The 16,751-nt window shown below is 39.7% G+C and carries 17 protein-coding genes; 6 read left to right on the forward strand and 11 right to left on the reverse strand.

Translation table 11 applies throughout. The features are described 5' to 3' along the window. Positions 1–50: 50 nt before the first annotated feature. Entirely contained in the window at positions 51–905 is an 855-nt protein-coding gene (cyoE, locus tag JOC78_RS00890) for a heme o synthase (protein ID WP_239586949.1), read from the reverse strand. Positions 906–1,386: 481 nt separating this feature from the next. On the opposite strand from cyoE, the gene JOC78_RS00895 reads away from it, so the two are divergent. Then, on the forward strand, positions 1,387–2,301 hold the full coding sequence (locus JOC78_RS00895) for a COX15/CtaA family protein (protein ID WP_204552110.1): 915 nt from the start codon (positions 1,387–1,389) through the stop codon (positions 2,299–2,301). Positions 2,302–2,347: 46 nt separating this feature from the next. On the opposite strand, the gene pyc is transcribed toward JOC78_RS00895, so the two are convergent. The 3 genes from pyc to JOC78_RS00910 form a co-directional block, all read right to left on the reverse strand. Further along, positions 2,348–5,785 (reverse strand): pyruvate carboxylase, encoded by a 3,438-nt coding sequence (pyc, locus tag JOC78_RS00900; RefSeq protein WP_204552111.1) that lies wholly within the window; start codon positions 5,783–5,785, stop codon positions 2,348–2,350. 65 nt (positions 5,786–5,850) lie between these two features. After that, positions 5,851–7,014, reverse strand: coding sequence for an FtsW/RodA/SpoVE family cell cycle protein (locus JOC78_RS00905; protein WP_204552113.1), 1,164 nt, complete (start codon positions 7,012–7,014; stop codon positions 5,851–5,853). A 107-nt stretch (positions 7,015–7,121) separates the two neighbouring features. Continuing rightward, on the reverse strand, positions 7,122–7,403 hold the full coding sequence (locus tag JOC78_RS00910; protein ID WP_204552115.1) for an Fpa/YlaN family protein: 282 nt from the start codon (positions 7,401–7,403) through the stop codon (positions 7,122–7,124). A gap of 163 nt (positions 7,404–7,566) precedes the next feature. Between JOC78_RS00910 and JOC78_RS00915 the strand changes: the two genes are divergently transcribed. Continuing rightward, a complete protein-coding gene (locus JOC78_RS00915; protein WP_204552116.1) occupies positions 7,567–8,067 on the forward strand; it encodes a peptidyl-prolyl cis-trans isomerase in 501 nt (166 codons plus the stop codon). Positions 8,068–8,113: 46 nt separating this feature from the next. On the opposite strand, the gene JOC78_RS00920 is transcribed toward JOC78_RS00915, so the two are convergent. Next, complete coding sequence (locus tag JOC78_RS00920) at positions 8,114–9,223, reverse strand: HD-GYP domain-containing protein (RefSeq protein ID WP_204552118.1); 1,110 nt, start codon at positions 9,221–9,223, stop codon at positions 8,114–8,116. Between the two features lie 175 nt (positions 9,224–9,398). After that, positions 9,399–10,727, reverse strand: coding sequence for a PhoH family protein (locus tag JOC78_RS00925; RefSeq protein ID WP_204552119.1), 1,329 nt, complete (start codon positions 10,725–10,727; stop codon positions 9,399–9,401). Positions 10,728–11,022: 295 nt separating this feature from the next. On the opposite strand from JOC78_RS00925, the gene JOC78_RS00930 reads away from it, so the two are divergent. Then, positions 11,023–11,634, forward strand: a complete 612-nt coding sequence (locus JOC78_RS00930; protein WP_204552899.1) for a YhcN/YlaJ family sporulation lipoprotein — start codon at positions 11,023–11,025, stop codon at positions 11,632–11,634. Between the two features lie 36 nt (positions 11,635–11,670). On the opposite strand, the gene JOC78_RS00935 is transcribed toward JOC78_RS00930, so the two are convergent. Continuing rightward, on the reverse strand, positions 11,671–12,126 hold the full coding sequence (locus JOC78_RS00935; RefSeq protein WP_204552121.1) for a pyridoxamine 5'-phosphate oxidase family protein: 456 nt from the start codon (positions 12,124–12,126) through the stop codon (positions 11,671–11,673). Positions 12,127–12,285: 159 nt separating this feature from the next. Between JOC78_RS00935 and JOC78_RS00940 the strand changes: the two genes are divergently transcribed. Next, positions 12,286–12,489 carry a YlaI family protein gene (locus JOC78_RS00940; protein WP_204552123.1) on the forward strand — a complete coding sequence of 68 codons (204 nt, stop codon included), beginning with the start codon at positions 12,286–12,288 and terminating at the stop codon, positions 12,487–12,489. Beyond that, the gene (locus tag JOC78_RS00945) at positions 12,486–12,926 is read left to right on the forward strand and encodes a hypothetical protein (protein ID WP_204552124.1); all 441 of its coding nucleotides are present in this window, start codon (positions 12,486–12,488) and stop codon (positions 12,924–12,926) included. Before JOC78_RS00940 ends, JOC78_RS00945 begins: the two co-directional genes overlap by 4 nt. Before the next feature lie 20 nt (positions 12,927–12,946). On the opposite strand, the gene JOC78_RS00950 is transcribed toward JOC78_RS00945, so the two are convergent. Both JOC78_RS00950 and typA read right to left on the reverse strand, forming a co-directional pair. Further along, positions 12,947–13,255, reverse strand: coding sequence for a YlaH-like family protein (locus tag JOC78_RS00950; protein WP_204552126.1), 309 nt, complete (start codon positions 13,253–13,255; stop codon positions 12,947–12,949). A gap of 20 nt (positions 13,256–13,275) precedes the next feature. After that, positions 13,276–15,111 carry a translational GTPase TypA gene (typA, locus tag JOC78_RS00955; RefSeq protein ID WP_204552127.1) on the reverse strand — a complete coding sequence of 612 codons (1,836 nt, stop codon included), beginning with the start codon at positions 15,109–15,111 and terminating at the stop codon, positions 13,276–13,278. Positions 15,112–15,270: 159 nt separating this feature from the next. Between typA and JOC78_RS00960 the strand changes: the two genes are divergently transcribed. After that, complete coding sequence (locus tag JOC78_RS00960) at positions 15,271–15,456, forward strand: YlaF family protein (RefSeq protein WP_204552129.1); 186 nt, start codon at positions 15,271–15,273, stop codon at positions 15,454–15,456. Positions 15,457–15,502: 46 nt separating this feature from the next. On the opposite strand, the gene JOC78_RS00965 is transcribed toward JOC78_RS00960, so the two are convergent. Next, complete coding sequence (locus JOC78_RS00965; RefSeq protein ID WP_204552130.1) at positions 15,503–16,297, reverse strand: inositol monophosphatase family protein; 795 nt, start codon at positions 16,295–16,297, stop codon at positions 15,503–15,505. A gap of 165 nt (positions 16,298–16,462) precedes the next feature. Beyond that, positions 16,463–16,657: a hypothetical protein gene (locus JOC78_RS00970; protein ID WP_204552132.1), complete on the reverse strand. Its 195-nt coding sequence runs from the start codon at positions 16,655–16,657 to the stop codon at positions 16,463–16,465. Positions 16,658–16,751: the final 94 nt, after the last annotated feature.

The raw sequence follows: 16,751 nt of genomic DNA on the forward strand, positions 1-16,751 counted from the left end.
ATGAAACTGAGCTATATATGGATTTCTTTTAAAGAAAGAATTCCCAAAAATTAAATTACAGTAAGGATGACCATTGCTACAAACATAATAGTCAAATACTGTAAAGAATAAACAAACATAAGTTTTGCCCACTTTAAATCATCTTTCATCTTATAACCTGAAATTCCTAAAGCCAGCCAGCCGATATTTAAAATCGTTGCCAGTATGACAAAAGCAGTTCCAAGCGTGGTCATGAAAAATGGCAATGGTAAAAGTGCAAGCACCCATAAAACCATATGGCGCTTTGTCACTGCAAACCCTTTCACTACAGGAAGCATAGGTATGCCTGCAGCACGGTATTCCTCGCATCGCTTCATAGCCAGTGCATAGAAATGCGGCGGCTGCCAAATAAACATAATTAAAAACAGCATCCAGGCTGTCATGTCTAAACTCGGATCAACAGCTGCCCACCCAATTAGCGGCGGAACGGCACCAGAAATACTTCCAACTACTGTATTGCTGACATGTCTGCGTTTTGACCACATTGTATATAGCACTACATAGCTGAATACGCCGAATAAACCAATTAACCCAGCAGTAAATGTCGTTAAAAACAACATAGCAGTCCCGACGATAATGAATGCAAGGCCGATAGCCATCACTTTGGAATACGTAATTCTTCCCGTGACAGTCGGGCGTCCTTTCGTTCTTTCCATAAGCGGATCAATATCGCGGTCTATATAATTATTCATACTGGCTGAACCCGCAATAATAAAGGAAGATCCGAGTAAAGTCAGTAAGACTGTGTCTAACTGTGATAAGAAATGAATATCATTCAATACGAATGCTAGCCACATTCCTGTGAATGTTGTAATTAGATTAGAATTGACAATTCCTATTTTAATTAAAGCTAAAAAGTCTTTCATAATTGTCGTTTCCGGAAGCTCTGTTTTCTCAACAGTAGTAACGGCACGTGACACAAATTTCCCCCCTCTCGATTAAGAACAAACCTGTCTACTCTCTAATATAAATGATAAATCTCTGCATTTCTATCATTTAATCACATATTCCTATATTTTTGTGAACAGATGATGAACTAAATATGTCGAAATTGTGAAAGAGAACTCGGATTAATTCCCAATCGAATAATTTTATACGATAATGATTAATGAGAGAAATTGAGCCATTCTCTTCTTTTTTTTATGAGTATTCACTTCTTTATTTCTAGCAAAAGAATGTTATTTTTTCAACCTTTTCTTGAAAAAACTTCACAATATTTTACAAGTTGTCTTTTATTGCTAACTTCGGTATCATCAGAAAGGTGCAAGACGATCGGCTATTAATCTTTATATTTATAAACTAAAGAGTGATTCATTTCTTTATATTATTATTAAGTAGGTGAATAGATTGCAGCGTTGGTTAAAATGGTTTGCGGTGCTGACTACGTTTGGAATGCTTCTTGTTCTTCTCGGGGGTGCACTAGTTACAAAAACGGATTCGGGTTTAGGCTGCGGAAGAGAATGGCCTTTATGCCATGGACAGCTGATCCCGGATGATATTCCTATGGAAACATTGATCGAGCTTGCCCATCGATTTGTATCCGGTCTAGTAGGGTTAATGGTGCTGGGGCTTTCTGTTTGGTCGTGGCGCTCAATTGGCCATAAGCGGGAAACTAAGTTCCTATCTGTCTTATCTTTCTTCTTTTTGTTTGCCCAAGGGCTGATTGGAGCTGCAGCTGTATTATGGGGACAGTCGGATTTCATTCTTGCTCTCCATTTCGGAATATCTTTGATTTCTTTTGCGGCAGTTTTACTGTTAACTTTGCTCATTTTTGAAGTAGATCAGAAATTCGATGCTTCTACCATCGTCATTGATCAAAGAATGAAGTGGCATACGATCGGCGTTACATTGTACAGTTATTTAGTCGTTTACACAGGAGCCTTAGTCCGACACACGAACTCCAGCTTAATTTGCCCTGATTGGCCATTATGCGTCAACAGCGACCCTTCTCTTCCTATTAATATGTATCAATGGATTCAAATGGGTCACCGCGCAGCTGCCGGCCTTATATTTATCTGGATCGCTTATATTACTTATCTTGCTGTAAAGCATTATAAACATCAGCGCGTGCTTTATTGGGGATGGATTATTGCCTTTATATTAGTCGTCATGCAAGTCGTCGCAGGAGCTTTAGTCGTATATACTCGATTAAACCTTTTCATCGCTTTGGCACATGCATTATTTATTTCTTGCTTGTTCGGCTTACTATGTTATTTCATATTATTAATTTCACGAAGCAGGATAAATGCCAAGCATAAATAGAAAACACAGCAGATGCTGAATCTGCTGTGTTTTTATTTGCCCTATTTTATTTTTCTAACTCCATTAATAAATCGCCTGTAGAGATCGCTTCCCCGTTTTGAACATAAATGCTATTAACGGTTCCTGAAAACGGAGCTTGAACTGTCGTTTCCATTTTCATCGCCTCAGTGATCATTAAATGGTCTCCCCTATTAACTTTCTCACCTTTTTCGACAAGGACTTTAATAACGGTTCCAGGCATTGTTGCAGCGATGTGAGTATCATTTTTAGGGTCTGCTTTCATCTTAGTCGCAACTGAAGATTTGATGCTTTCATCTTTAATGACAATCTCACGCGCTTGTCCATTCAATTCAAAATAAACGACACGTGTACCGTCTGCCTGCGCTTGACCAATCGATACAAGTTTAACGATTAATGTTTTACCTGTCTCAATTTCAACTTCAATCTCTTCACCTAAACGCATACCATATAGGAACGTTGGAGTATCAAGAGCTGAAACATGGCCAAACTGCTCAATTGTCTTATTGTAATCTAAGAACACTTTCGGATATAGAGCATACGCAATGACATCATGGCTGGTCACCTGACGACCTAGCTCTTTAAAGAGCTCTTCCTGCAATGCATCAAAGTCTACGTCATCAAGAAGTTCTCCCGGACGGACAGTGATTGGCTGTTTTCCTTTTAGAATTACTTTTTGCAGCTGTTCAGGGAATCCGCCATATGGCTGTCCTAAATAGCCTTCAAACAATTCAATAACAGAATCAGGGAAATCAATCTTCTCCCCATTTGTTAGAACACTTTCTTCATCTAAGTCGTTTTGAACCATGAATAAAGCCATATCTCCAACAACTTTAGAAGAAGGAGTTACTTTCACGATATCACCGAACATTAAGTTCACACGGCGATACATATCTTTCACTTCGTCCCAGCGATCGCCAAGTCCGACAGCTTTTGCTTGCTGCTGAAGGTTGCTGTATTGTCCGCCAGGCATTTCGTGCTCATAGATTTCCGTATGAGGGGCAATCATTCCGCTTTCAAAATCGGAGTAGTATTTTCGAACATCTTCCCAATAGTAAGATAGCTGCTCAAGGGACTCGACATTCACATTCGGCTCTCTGTCTGTTCCTTTTAACGCATAGTAAAGTGTATTGGCACTAGGCTGAGAAGTCAGACCAGCCATTGTACTAAGCGCTACATCCACAATGTCTACTCCTGCTTCAATGGCTTTCGCATACATATAAATGCCGTTGCCGCTTGTATCATGCGTGTGCAGATGGATCGGAATATCTACCGTTTCTTTTAATTCAGAAATTAGTCGGTAAGCCGATTGTGGTTTTAATAAACCGGCCATATCTTTAATTCCCAAGATATGTGCACCTTGATTTTCTAATTCTTTTGCCATTTGTTTGTAGTATTGAGTATCGTACTTCGTGCGAGTCGGATCATCAATATCACCTGTATAACAGATCGTTGCCTCGGCAATTTTACCTGTTTGGCGTACAGCATCAATAGCAGTTTCCATCCCTTTAACCCAGTTTAAGCTATCAAAAATACGGAATACATCGATGCCTGCTGATGCCGATTTCTCAACAAATTCACGGATGACATTATCTGGATAATTCTTGTAGCCTACTGCATTCGATGCACGCAGAAGCATTTGGAAAAGAACATTCGGAATTTGTTCTCTTAAGCCGATTAAACGTTTCCATGGATCTTCTTTTAAGAAACGGTAGGATACATCAAATGTAGCTCCGCCCCACATTTCAAGTGAGAATAGATCCGGCAATAATTTAGATGTCGGCTGTGCAATATTCATTAAATCGTTCGTTCTTACACGTGTTGCAAGGAGAGACTGGTGTGCATCACGGAAAGTGGTATCTGTTAAAAGTACATTCGATTGTGATTTCACCCAATCGACTAATCCATCCGCCCCTTTTTCATCCAAAATCTGCTTCGTTCCTGGAGGTGTCGGATCAGAATATTTCACTTTCGGTACACGAGGCTTTTCAAAAATAGGCTTCTTCTTTTTCTCAATACCAGGGAAACCATTGATTGTCACATTCCCAATGTAGTTAAGCATTTTCGTTCCACGGTCTTTTCGTTTAGAGAAAATGAATAATTCAGGTGTTGTGTCAATAAATGACGTATCGTAATTTCCTGAAACAAAATCTTCATGGTTCATCACATTCTCTAGGAATGGAATATTTGTTTTAATCCCGCGAATACGGAATTCTTGAAGGTTACGAGTCATCTTAGAAGCCGCTTGTTCAAATGTAAGTGCCCATGTAGAAACTTTAACTAATAAAGAGTCATAGTACGGTGTAATTACAGCGCCTTGGAAGCTGTTGCCTGCATCTAACCTAACACCGAAACCGCCGCCTGAGCGATAGGCCATAATTCTGCCTGTGTCTGGCATGAATCCATTTAGCGGGTCCTCTGTTGTTACACGGGACTGGATCGCATATCCATGTGTTTTAATGTTTTCTTGGGTTGGAATGCCTACCTTCTTGCTATGCAGTGCATGTCCTTCAGCAATTAGAATTTGTGATTGAACAATGTCGACCCCAGTGATCATTTCTGTGATAGTATGCTCAACCTGCACTCGAGGATTGACTTCAATAAAATAGAAATCTTCTCCTGCAGTTAGGAACTCCACTGTTCCTGCATTTAAGTAATCAACATTTTTCATTAGGTGAACCGCTGCATCACAAATTCGGTTGCGCAAATCTTCAGAAATCGAAACGCATGGAGCGATTTCTACTACTTTTTGATGACGGCGCTGTACCGAACAGTCACGTTCGTAAAGATGTATAATGTTTCCATCGTGATCACCTAAAATTTGAACTTCAATATGCTTAGGGTTTTGTACGAACTTTTCAACATAAACATCGCTGTTTCCAAATGCCGCTTTCGCTTCAGACTTCGCTCGTTCATATGCTTCCTTCACTTCTTCATTGCTGTTGACGATCCGCATGCCGCGTCCGCCGCCTCCAAGTGCTGCCTTAATAATAATCGGGTAACCATGCTGCTTACCAAAAGAAACAACTTCTTCTAGGCTAGTGACCGGACCATCTGTACCTGGAATAACAGGAATGTTGGCTAATTGAGCTTGTGTTCTTGCTTTTACTTTATCGCCAAACATATCTAAATGTCGTGAGTGAGGGCCAATAAAAATAATTCCTTCTTCTTCACATCTTTTTGCGAATTCGATATTTTCAGATAAAAATCCATAGCCTGGGTGAATGGCATCTACTTCTGACTGTTTCGCAATCTCGATAATTCCTTCAATATCTAAATAAGCATCAATCGGTTTTTTACCTTCCCCAACAAGATAGGCTTCATCAGCTTTATAACGATGATAAGATCCTGAATCCTCTCTTGAATAAATGGCAACTGTTCTAATGTGCAGCTCTGTACATGCCCGGAATACACGAATAGCAATTTCTCCTCTATTCGCTACAAGCACTTTTTTAATTTGCTTCATTAAGTTCACTCCCTATTAACCAAATATATATATAAAAAGGTTCAATAAATTGAACCTTTCTACTACTAAATTGTTTGTTTTTTTCTGTAAACTCGATCAAATTTGGAAAACATTGATATATTAACCAAAATTCCCATGCAGCCAGCTAACAGCAATAAGGAGGAACCTCCATAGCTGATAAACGGCAATGTCACACCGGTTATAGGTATGACGCCGGAAAGACCGCCTAAATTAATGGCTGCTTGTATTCCAATCATACTCGAAATCCCTATTGCCATCATCGAACCGAACGGGTCTTCACAGCGGTTAGCCACCAGAATCCCTTTTAAAACGATAAACCCAAGACCCCCAATGACAATTAATACACCGAGAGCACCCAGTTCTTCCGCTATGACCGCCATAATAAAGTCGGTATGCGGCTCTGGCAGATATCCAAGCTTTTGAATACTTTGCCCGAGACCGGTTCCACTAATTCCTCCAGAGCCTATGGCGAGGTAGGAATTCACTAGATGATAACCATCATCTTCCACATGTTGAAATGGATCAAGGAATCCTGTTACGCGCCCCAGTTTTTCTGTTGTGAAAATTTGGTCTTTTTTTAATAGAGCAAGAGGCGAAAGTATAACTGCAATCATAAAGCCTAATACAATAAGCTTCCACATGCTTTTAAACTTCATTCCAGATGTAAGAATAATCGTACATCCTATCAAAAAGATGATAAATGCCGTCCCAAAATCGGGCTGAATGGCAATAATCATACATATGACTACTAATAATATAACAGGAGGGGTAACTCCTTTATTAAATGAGTTTATATACTTTTGTTTTTTGGCATAGACCGCTGACATATAAATAATAATGACTAATTTAGCAAACTCCGCCGGCTGAATAGAGAGTCCTCCCAGCCGAAACCAGCTCTTTGCATTATTAGACACAGTTCCAACCAGCAGCACCATTAATAATGCTCCTATGATACCTGAAACTATAAGAAACAAAAATTTACTGTTCTTATACGCTCTATATGGAAAGATGGCTGCGCCAGCAAAAATAAACATAGCTAATATGACATGTATTTTTTGCTTATTATAAAAAAAATCGCTTGCCACATCATAACGCTGAACAGCCGTGACTGAACTGGCACTGTAGATCATCATTAAACCAAATAGGCAAAGCAATACAAAAGCAGCAATAATTGAATAATCATACGATTTTAAAACTTTTTTCCACATAGTGATCTTCCAATCTCCATAACTTCTTTGTACTTTAGACTGACGCAGAAGCGGCAGTTTATTTAAAAAGAACTCAAACAACCTGCTAGACTGTTTGAGTTCTTTTACTAATTGTCAATAGATGCTTCATGAAGAGCTGAGAGCTCTCTTTCTAAGGAATCGATTAATTCCTTGCCATCTTTTTCATCTACCAGACCTAAGCGGATCGCAAAATCTATTTCGCGGGAAAAGCCAAACATTTGTGTATCCAATACTTCTTCATAGAGCGGACACTGTGGCATTGTTAAATTATCCATCTGCACTTTAATAAGTCGCAGGATTTTTTCTGCGTCTGCTTGTAAAAGAGAGTAGGCTTTTTCCCTGTGGTCGATTGTTAATTCAGACGCCATGTAGAACTCCCCCTGTTCCGTCCAATGGAATGACTATATTTTAAAATTTTATCGTTAATATGACTAATTTGCAAGGAATTTTACACTTGTCTCCTGACAAGCAGGTGTGAAAACGATATACTTTAGAAAGATCAACTTAAAACGAGCAAAGGAGACAACGTAAATGGAGAACATTATTCCTTTTAAAGGAAAGGTTAAATTTCCGATTACTCTTGATCCAGGGGTATGGATTTTCGATGACCGCCGAATCGATTTAAATACATATTTTACGGAAACACGGGAAATTGAAATGTCAGAAGAAGAGAAATACACAAAAGAAGTGTCACGGTTTTGGGACAAGGAAATTAGAGAAGGTGCTGTGCTCCCCCCTACTATAAAATCAGAAAAAAAGTATGAAAAACAAAAGGTGTTAACTGGTTCATTCGCCGTACCTTTTGAACCTTTCTTAAAAAATGCTGAGCCCGATCAAGAGGCCACACAGCTAATTATCGAAACTGATTCTGACGAAGTTGTTTTGCCGATTGAGAATGCACCCAATTTAATTCTTGCCTTTTCAAAAGATGGCAAACCACTGCGCGACAACGGTCCGGTTCATATTTTATTTACTGATGGAACCAACCAGAATGACCCTATCAAAGGTGTAAAAGCATTTCGAATCGAATAATGAAACAGGCCTGGCAGGTTAAGCATGCCAGGCCTGTTCTTTAATTTTAAAATACTTTTTTTCCGAGTAAAGTTGTATCCGTTTCACTGATCAGCACGGTTAAATCCTTCGTCATATCCAGTTCATAAGGCTTTTCAACTTTATGCAAGTTCTCTTCTAAAATCAATAAGACAGGCCTGTCACTTACAGCCGGATTCTGTCTTAATACGACACCCCTTCTCCCATCATGAAGGTGCACAGATAACCCATTAGGATAAATAACAATCGCTTTGCGAAAAGCCTCAATCATTTCAGAATCGAATTCTGTTCCTGAACCAGCGTATAGAATTTCAAGCCCTTCATGCGGAAGCATGGCTTGCCGGTAGACACGGTTCGATGTAACTGCATCATATACATCAGCTATGCCGATAATCTTTCCATATAAATGTATTTCATTTCCGATTAGCCCTCTTGGGTAGCCTTTGCCATTTAAACGTTCATGATGCTGAAACGCACAATGAGCAGCGGTTAATGGAATCGAATGTTCCCTTCTCAATAACTCAAACCCGTACTCGGTGTGTTTCTTTATAATGGCATATTCCTCATTCGTTAACCGAGAAGGCTTCATTAATATGTCTAATGGGATCAGCAGCTTGCCAACGTCATGGAGCATGGCTCCTAGTCCTATTTCCTCAAGTTGCTTCTTGGTAATGTTCTTCATTTTCATGCTCAGTGCCAATGCATAGATCGTCACATTTAAAGAGTGGTTTAAAATATAGTTATCATGGGCACATACTTCTGAAAGCATGGATACAGCTTCCTTATGTCCATTCACTTGATCAATGACGTCTCTAATCACAGACCTAAATTGCTTTTCTACTTTATCAAAAGAAAAACGTTTCGTCAGCGTTTGATCCGTATGAACAAATTCGAACGTCTGCTTCATTAAGCCCATCGCTTCTCTTCGCGTACTCTCCGTAATGGCCGGACGAATGATAATATCTTCCGTATTTTCATCTTCTATATAAACAAATGAAATTCCCAACTGGTTAAGCCTTTTAATCATTAAGTTCGTCAGTGGAATTCCGCTGCTAATTAATATTTGGCCATTATCATTATATACTGGTTTAGCTAATTTCACATCTTCTTCAAGTGACGCTACGGCCAAAAGTCTCATACTGAGTAGCTCCTTCATTTAGTACATGAATAATCTATCAATTTAATTAGATTATCATTTCAGTTATGTTATATTTTAACACAATTATATTATTATGTTAGATAGATATTCGACATTTTTATACAAATTGACATAAAAAAACCAGCAAAAGTATAAATGCTGGTTTTTTCATTGCCTATAAAATATCCGCAGCAAGCTGAGCCAAGCCGGAACGCTCTCCTTTCATCAGCTTTACATGCCCTGCCGCAGCCTGATCTTTAAATTTCTCAATGACATAGGTTAATCCATTGTTGTATTCGTCTAAATAGGGATGATCGATCTGAGCCGTATCCCCCATTAATACAATTTTACTTCTTTCTCCAACCCTGGTCAGAATGGTTTTCACTTCATGCTTGGTTAAGTTTTGCGCTTCATCAATGATAATATATTGTTCTGGAATACTGCGTCCGCGAATATAGGTAAGTGCTTCTACCTCGACTGAACTCATTCCTGCTAAAATGTTGTCAATTTCTCCTGGTTTTTTCGTATTAAATAAATACTCCAGATTATCATAAATTGGCTGCACCCACGGCCGAAGCTTTTCCTGCTTTTCTCCTGGCAAGAAACCAATATCTTTCCCTACAGGAACGATCGGTCGGGCTACCAGCAATTTTTTGAACAGCTGTAAATCTTCTGTTTGCAATAGACCTGCCGCAAGGGCGATCAGCGTTTTGCCCGTTCCAGCTTTTCCTGAAAGGGTAACTAGCGGAATATCAGGTCTCATTAATAATTCGATCGCCATGACCTGCTGGACATTTCGAGGTTTTATTCCCCAGATGATATCTTCATCATGATAAAGTTTTTTGAGAAACTTACTCTTTTCATCTACCATTCCAAGCGCTGAGGAAGAACTGCCCAGCGCGTCCTTCAGCAATAAAAATTGATTCGGGTAGAATGGGTGATGAGCAATTTCTGACAGGGCTAGTTCCCCTTTTTGGTAAAAGGAATCCAGCAGCTCCTTGCCGATATATATTTCTAAAAACCCTGAATACACGTCGTTTACTTCGATGACCCGATCGCTTAAAAAGTCTTCTGCCGCAAGACCAATTGCGTCAGCCTTAACCCGAACCAGCGTGTCTTTACTCACTAAAATAACCGAACTGCCGTTTTCTTTCGTTTCTTCTTCAAGAGATAAGTTTTTTGCTACCGCCAGGATTCGATTATCATTTGTTTTCTCCACAAATATATCCTGAAGCTTATTAAACGAACGATGGTTAAGCTCTATTCTAAGTTTGCCGCCATTTTCAAGCGGTACACTTTCATGCAGCTTCCCCGTTTCCCGGAGTTTATCTATTAATTTAGATACCAGCCTTGCGTTTCTGCCGATCTCGTCCATATAACGCTTTTTTGAATCTAATTCTTCTAAAACCACTGCCGGAATAACGACTTCATTTTGTTTGAACGAAAAGATTGCATATGGGTCCTGTAATAAGACGTTAGTATCTAGTACGTAAACTTTACTCAAAGATACGCCTCCCGCTTCATCATCTTTTTTAAGTATCTGATCACGCCGCTTACTTAAAGAGTGACTCTCTCTGGAGATCTATAGCAGCACCCATGAACCTTATGGCAATATGGCAGTAAACAACAGTTCTCTTCTCTAAAAGCCCAGTTCGAGATGCTTCTCCCCATTAACATTATATGAAGGTTCATGCTAATCGTTCGAAAAAATTCATCTGCTAAATATATATGTTTTCGTGAATAGAATTAGAAGAATTTCGCAAAATATGTGTAACTTCATTTCTAATTCTTATAGCGAGGTGACACGATTGAAAATACTTTACTCCTTTGTACTCCTGCTATTTATACTTGCCGGATGCAGCCAAAAAGAAGAGATCGGCTATCAAACAGACGATGATCGTACCCAGCCTTATCAAATCAGTACAAAAGATAATCAAGTGAAAGAAACTAACAGACAATCCTTTCAAGATATTTCAGAACGTTTAGCAGCTACTGCCAAAGAAATGCCCAATGTATCGGATGCAACAGCAGTGGCTGTCGGACGTTACGCAATCGTTGGCATAGATGTAGACGACCAGCTAGAAAGATCTGAAGTCGGCTCCATTAAATACACAGTAGCTGAAGCATTAAAAAATGAACCGCATGGCGCCAGTGCAATGGTTGTAGCCGACCCTGATTTATACGCTCGATTGAAAGAGCTCGCACAGGATTTTAGAAACGGCCAGCCCATTCAAGGAATTGCAAACGAATTAGCTGATATAGCCGGAAGAGCCATGCCTGAGATCCCAGGAAACCTCACACCCGTTAAAGAACCTGAACAAGCCCCAGATCAGTCTAAAAAACCTTTAAATCAAGACCAGCGTCAAGAGTTAAACAAAGAGCAGGAAAAACAATCCAACTTTTACAAGTAAAAAGAAGCCGGAAGAGCCTAGTTTCTCCATACGAAACTAGGCTCTTTTTAATGCATTCATAATCTGGCTGTCTAATTTCTCGGCTGCACCTAAATCATATGTTTTCTCATATTTTGGTTCACCAGTAATTTTTGATCCGTAAAACATGATGTCCCGTATCTCGGTAATTTTCATTTCAATTACCGCTCCTTTAAATGGAACGTCAGGAATTTTTTCTTCGAGCACTTGGCACTTTCCATGTATAGCATATGTAGATTCATTGGCGATTAAATTAATGGCACAGACTGGGTTTTCTTTTATGTTCTCAACGATGCGTGAACGACTCTCTGCAGCAAAACGAATGGTTTCTTCATCGCTCGCCCAAATCCATGAAAGCGCGTGAAGAGCCGGTCCTTTTGTTTCGTTATCTACTGTTGCCAATGTAACGAGCCTTTCAGCTTGCAGAGCCTCAAATAAATCTGGAATAAGTTGCGGTTCAATACGGTTGGCCAAAGTCATCCCTCCTTTTGTCATTATTATACATCATTTTTTGTAAACAATGCGACTAATATGCCGTTGAACAGCTCTAAATATTCTCTGATCTATATTGTAAATGGGATGTTTTAGTTTCTCGTGCTATACTAAGAAATAAAGGGGATAAGGAGGTTAATTATGAGAGTCAAATGTATTTTATGCGATAAAATTGATAAATTGGATGATAATTTATTGGAAGCGAAACGGTTAAGAAATCGGCCGATTCATACCTATACATGCCCGTCTTGCAAAGAGCGAATTACCGAAAAGACAGAACAGCGAATTGCGTCAGGCAAATTTCACGTGTACCGTTCAGGAAAACAAAAGGAACTTCTCACGTGATTCAAAAATCCTTAGTGACAGGATTAATTACCGGATTGCTTTTAGGCTTCTTGTTAAAAATCATTGAAAGCGAGACCGGCAAAGCTGTTTATACATTATTATTAAATGTGGACTTTATTCCTTTGATCGGAAATATCGTGTGGCCCGAGTGGATTGAATTTTCCTTTCATCTGCTCGTTTCATTTGCCATTAGCTTTAGTTATTTTTATTTGCTTTCAAACGTCACTCCTGCTGCAAGACGTCCTTTAGTGACTGCTTTACTTTTAACACTGCCGGCTGTGCTTCTCTACTTCCCGCTTAGTTACTTAGCCATCAAGCCCGTGCCGGACTTAATGGATCAATCAGCTTTTATCTACTGGACATTGGGTCATATTGTATATGCTTACGCCCTCTTTTCATGGGGGAATTTTTATCAAAAAAAACATCGCGCCTCCTAGAGGAACGATGTTTTTTTGCTTTAATGCTGTTCTTCTTCCTTATGCATTTTAAGCCTGATTTTATAAATGCCTAAAATAAGGACTGCCACAAGCAGACTTTCCATTACAGGAAGCTGATAAGAAAGAATCAATAAAAGCAATGATCCAATGATCAAAGAGATATAGACAATGATGTTTTTGCCTAAAGTTAACTTTTTGGCAAAACCCAGATTATACACCAGGATCGAAAGAAGGATCAGGGCAGCCCAGTAGACTCGCACTGCCCACGTAACTCCTATTCCTTCAATCAAGGCACCCAGCAGCGGACTGACATGTTCTAACCCTGCCATTTCCTACTCCCCCTTAAGCCTTACAACTCTTCATTTTTTTTCTTTTTAGCGGCTCTTTCACGTTCGTTTTTGTCTAGAATTTTTTTACGAAGACGGATAGACTCTGGAGTTAACTCACAGTATTCATCTTCATTCAAATATTCAAGCGCTTCTTCTAAAGACATGATACGAGGTTTTTTCATCGTAGTTGTCTGATCTTTATTCGCAGAACGGATATTCGTAGCTGCTTTTACTTTAGTAATGTTAACAGTTAAGTCGTTATCACGAGTATGCTCACCAACAATCATCCCGCCGTAGATTTCTGTTCCAGGCTCTAAGAAGATGGTTCCGCGGTCTTCAACACCCATAATACCGTATGGTGAAGCTTTTCCATTTTCTAAAGCTACTAGGACACCTTGACGACGGCCTCCCACTCGACCTGGTGCCATCGGCTGATAGCTGTCGAATGTATGGTTAATGATGCCGTATCCGCGAGTCATCGTTAAAAATTCTGTTGTATAACCAATTAATCCGCGAGCTGGAACAGTGAAGATCAGGCGTACTTGTCCACTTCCGTTATTGATCATATCAAGCATTTCGCCTTTTCTAGAACCCAGAGATTCAATAACAGAACCTGTGTATTCTTCCGGCACATCAATTTGTACACGTTCAACAGGCTCACAGCGAACACCGTCAATTTCTTTTACGATAACTTCAGGCTTGGATACTTGCAGCTCAAATCCTTCACGGCGCATGTTTTCAAGAAGAATAGACAGGTGAAGTTCACCGCGTCCTGAAACGATCCACTCATCTGGTGAATCTGTATTTTCTACGCGCAAGCTGACATCTGTTTCTAATTGAGAATCCAAACGCTCTTGAATTTTTCTAGAAGTAACAAATTTACCTTCACGGCCCGCAAACGGACTGTTGTTTACTAGGAACGTCATTTGAAGCGTCGGCTCATCAATACGAAGAACAGGCAATGCTTCTTGATGCTCAACAGGGCATACTGTTTCCCCTACGTTGATATCTTCCATTCCAGATACGGCAATTAGGTCTCCCGCTTTTGCTTCTTCAATTTCAATACGCTTTAAGCCCATGAAACCGAACATTTTCGTTACACGGAATTGTTTAACCGTACCGTCAAGCTTCATTAAAGCCACTTGCTGGCCAACTTTCATCGTTCCGCGGAATACTCGGCCAATTCCAATACGTCCTACATAGTCATTGTAATCAAGCAGCGCAATTTGGAATTGCAGAGGCTCTTCGCTGTTATCAACTGGAGAAGGAATATGTTCCACAATGGCTTCATATAATGCTTCCATGTTTTCATCTTGCTTGTCCGCTGTCTTGCTTGCTGTACCGTTAATACCGGATGCATAGATCACTGGGAATTCAAGCTGGTCGTCATTTGCATCTAGCTCAATGAAAAGCTCAAGCACTTCGTCTACTACTTCAGCCGGGCGGGCAAAGTCACGGTCAATCTTATTGACAACAACGATTGGACGCAGGTTTTGCTCTAGTGCTTTCTTTAATACGAAACGAGTTTGTGGCATACAGCCTTCATACGCATCAACAACAAGCAATACTCCGTCAACCATTTTCATAATCCGCTCTACTTCTCCGCCAAAGTCGGCGTGTCCAGGAGTGTCCAAAATGTTGATTTTTGTATCTTTATATTGAATCGCCGTATTTTTCGCTAAGATCGTAATACCGCGTTCTCTTTCTAAATCATTCGAATCCATCGCGCGCTCTTCTACGTGTTCATTGCTTCTGAAAATACCAGATTGCTTCAAGAGCTGGTCAACCAAAGTTGTTTTTCCGTGGTCAACGTGGGCAATGATCGCAATATTTTTCAAGTCATTTCTTGTATTCAATCTATTTCCTCCTAAATATAAAGCCTTTATATCCTCTGGGTAGTATTATTAACTGAATTATTGTATCACATAAACAAAGTAATTCCTATTTAATAATAATCAAATACTATTTGTCAATCTCGATATATCTTGTACAATAGATAAAAAAGGGGGCTCATCATGAAAGAAATCAAATGGATTTTTCTATTTTTTGCGATTGCCGCAGCCGCCTGCATGATCGGGATGGGAATAGCAATTGGCCAGGAAAGCATGATTGGATTGATCGCTTGCATCCTTCTTCTAGTAGGGGTTATGGGGTACGGATTTGCAACAAAAGCTAGAATGCGCCGAGAAGGAAAACTTTAATAAATGACCATAAGAAAACCTCCGCCTTCCTCTGGCGGAGGTTTTCTTATTTCTCGCGTAAGAATTCATCTGAAATATGAGAGTGCAAGCGCGGAACACTCGCAAATACGGAATTGGTTGCAAGCATATCTAAGGGTTCCCCGTGCAGATTTGTCACAATACCCCCGACTTCTTCCACTAAGATCTTTCCAGCTGCAAAATCCCAAGGAGAGAGTCTCATAGTTATATAGCTGTCAAAACGTCCGGAAGCAACATAGGCCAATTCAAGCGCAGCGGACCCTGAAGACCGTGTTCCTCTTACACTCAAAGCTAATGCAGCAAGTTTTCCCGGATCAAAATATGTATTCTTAACAAGCCAGGTAGCATTGATGGCAAGGATCGATTGTTCTAGCGGAACTTCTGTCAAAACAGGGAGCTGCACATCATTCATGTATGCTCCTTTGCCCTTTTCTGCAAAGTACAATTCATCGTGCGTCACGTCATAGACATAACCGAGACGCCCCACCCCATTTTCATAGATCCCAATGGAAATCGCAAAATTGCGCTGCTGATGAATAAAGTTCATGGTTCCATCAATCGGGTCGATGATCCATACAATGCCATCCATTGAGTTCACACGATCCCCATGTCCTTCTTCTCCAAGGATCAAGTGATCTGGAAAGTGGCTTCTGATATTTTGAATAAGAAACTGTTCTGTTTCTTTGTCCATATTAGTGACCAGGTCATTGGGGTTTGATTTCGTTTGAATGCTTAACGAATGACTGAATGATTTTCTTATACGCTCCCCCGCTTCGGCAATCCAGCGCTTTACACAATCGTCAATTTCCTTCCAGCTTGTCATATTCATTCCTCCAAAATGGAAATTATCTGCAGTTTTATCTTTTAGCTTATCTGAAATATTAAAATCATTCAAGTTTTCCAAACAAAAAAATGGACTCACTACTTAATCGTAGAGTCCATTTTTAACTCAGAATTGACATTTAATTACTCCCTTTGAATCTTCGGGTTACATCGCATTCAAGTGAATTAATTGGCTGCGAAGAGTATTCAATTTTTCTTTTGATTTTTCCATTTGATTTTTATTTTTACTTTCCATTGCTTCGAAAAGGACCGCTAGTTCATAATCTAACTCCATCTTTAGTACAGCTAGTTTCTCTCTGGATTCCGGTTGTCTTTTTACACCATTCATGACTTGTTTCATTATGAAAGCACTCCTTCTAATCGTAATTTTTATTCTAAGGGACTTGCTATCACTAAACTAGTTGAACAAAGACTATTTAATGGTTAGTATTTCT

The organism is Bacillus ectoiniformans (assembly GCF_016908875.1).
Taxonomy (GTDB): domain Bacteria; phylum Bacillota; class Bacilli; order Bacillales; family Domibacillaceae; genus Bacillus_BX; species Bacillus_BX ectoiniformans.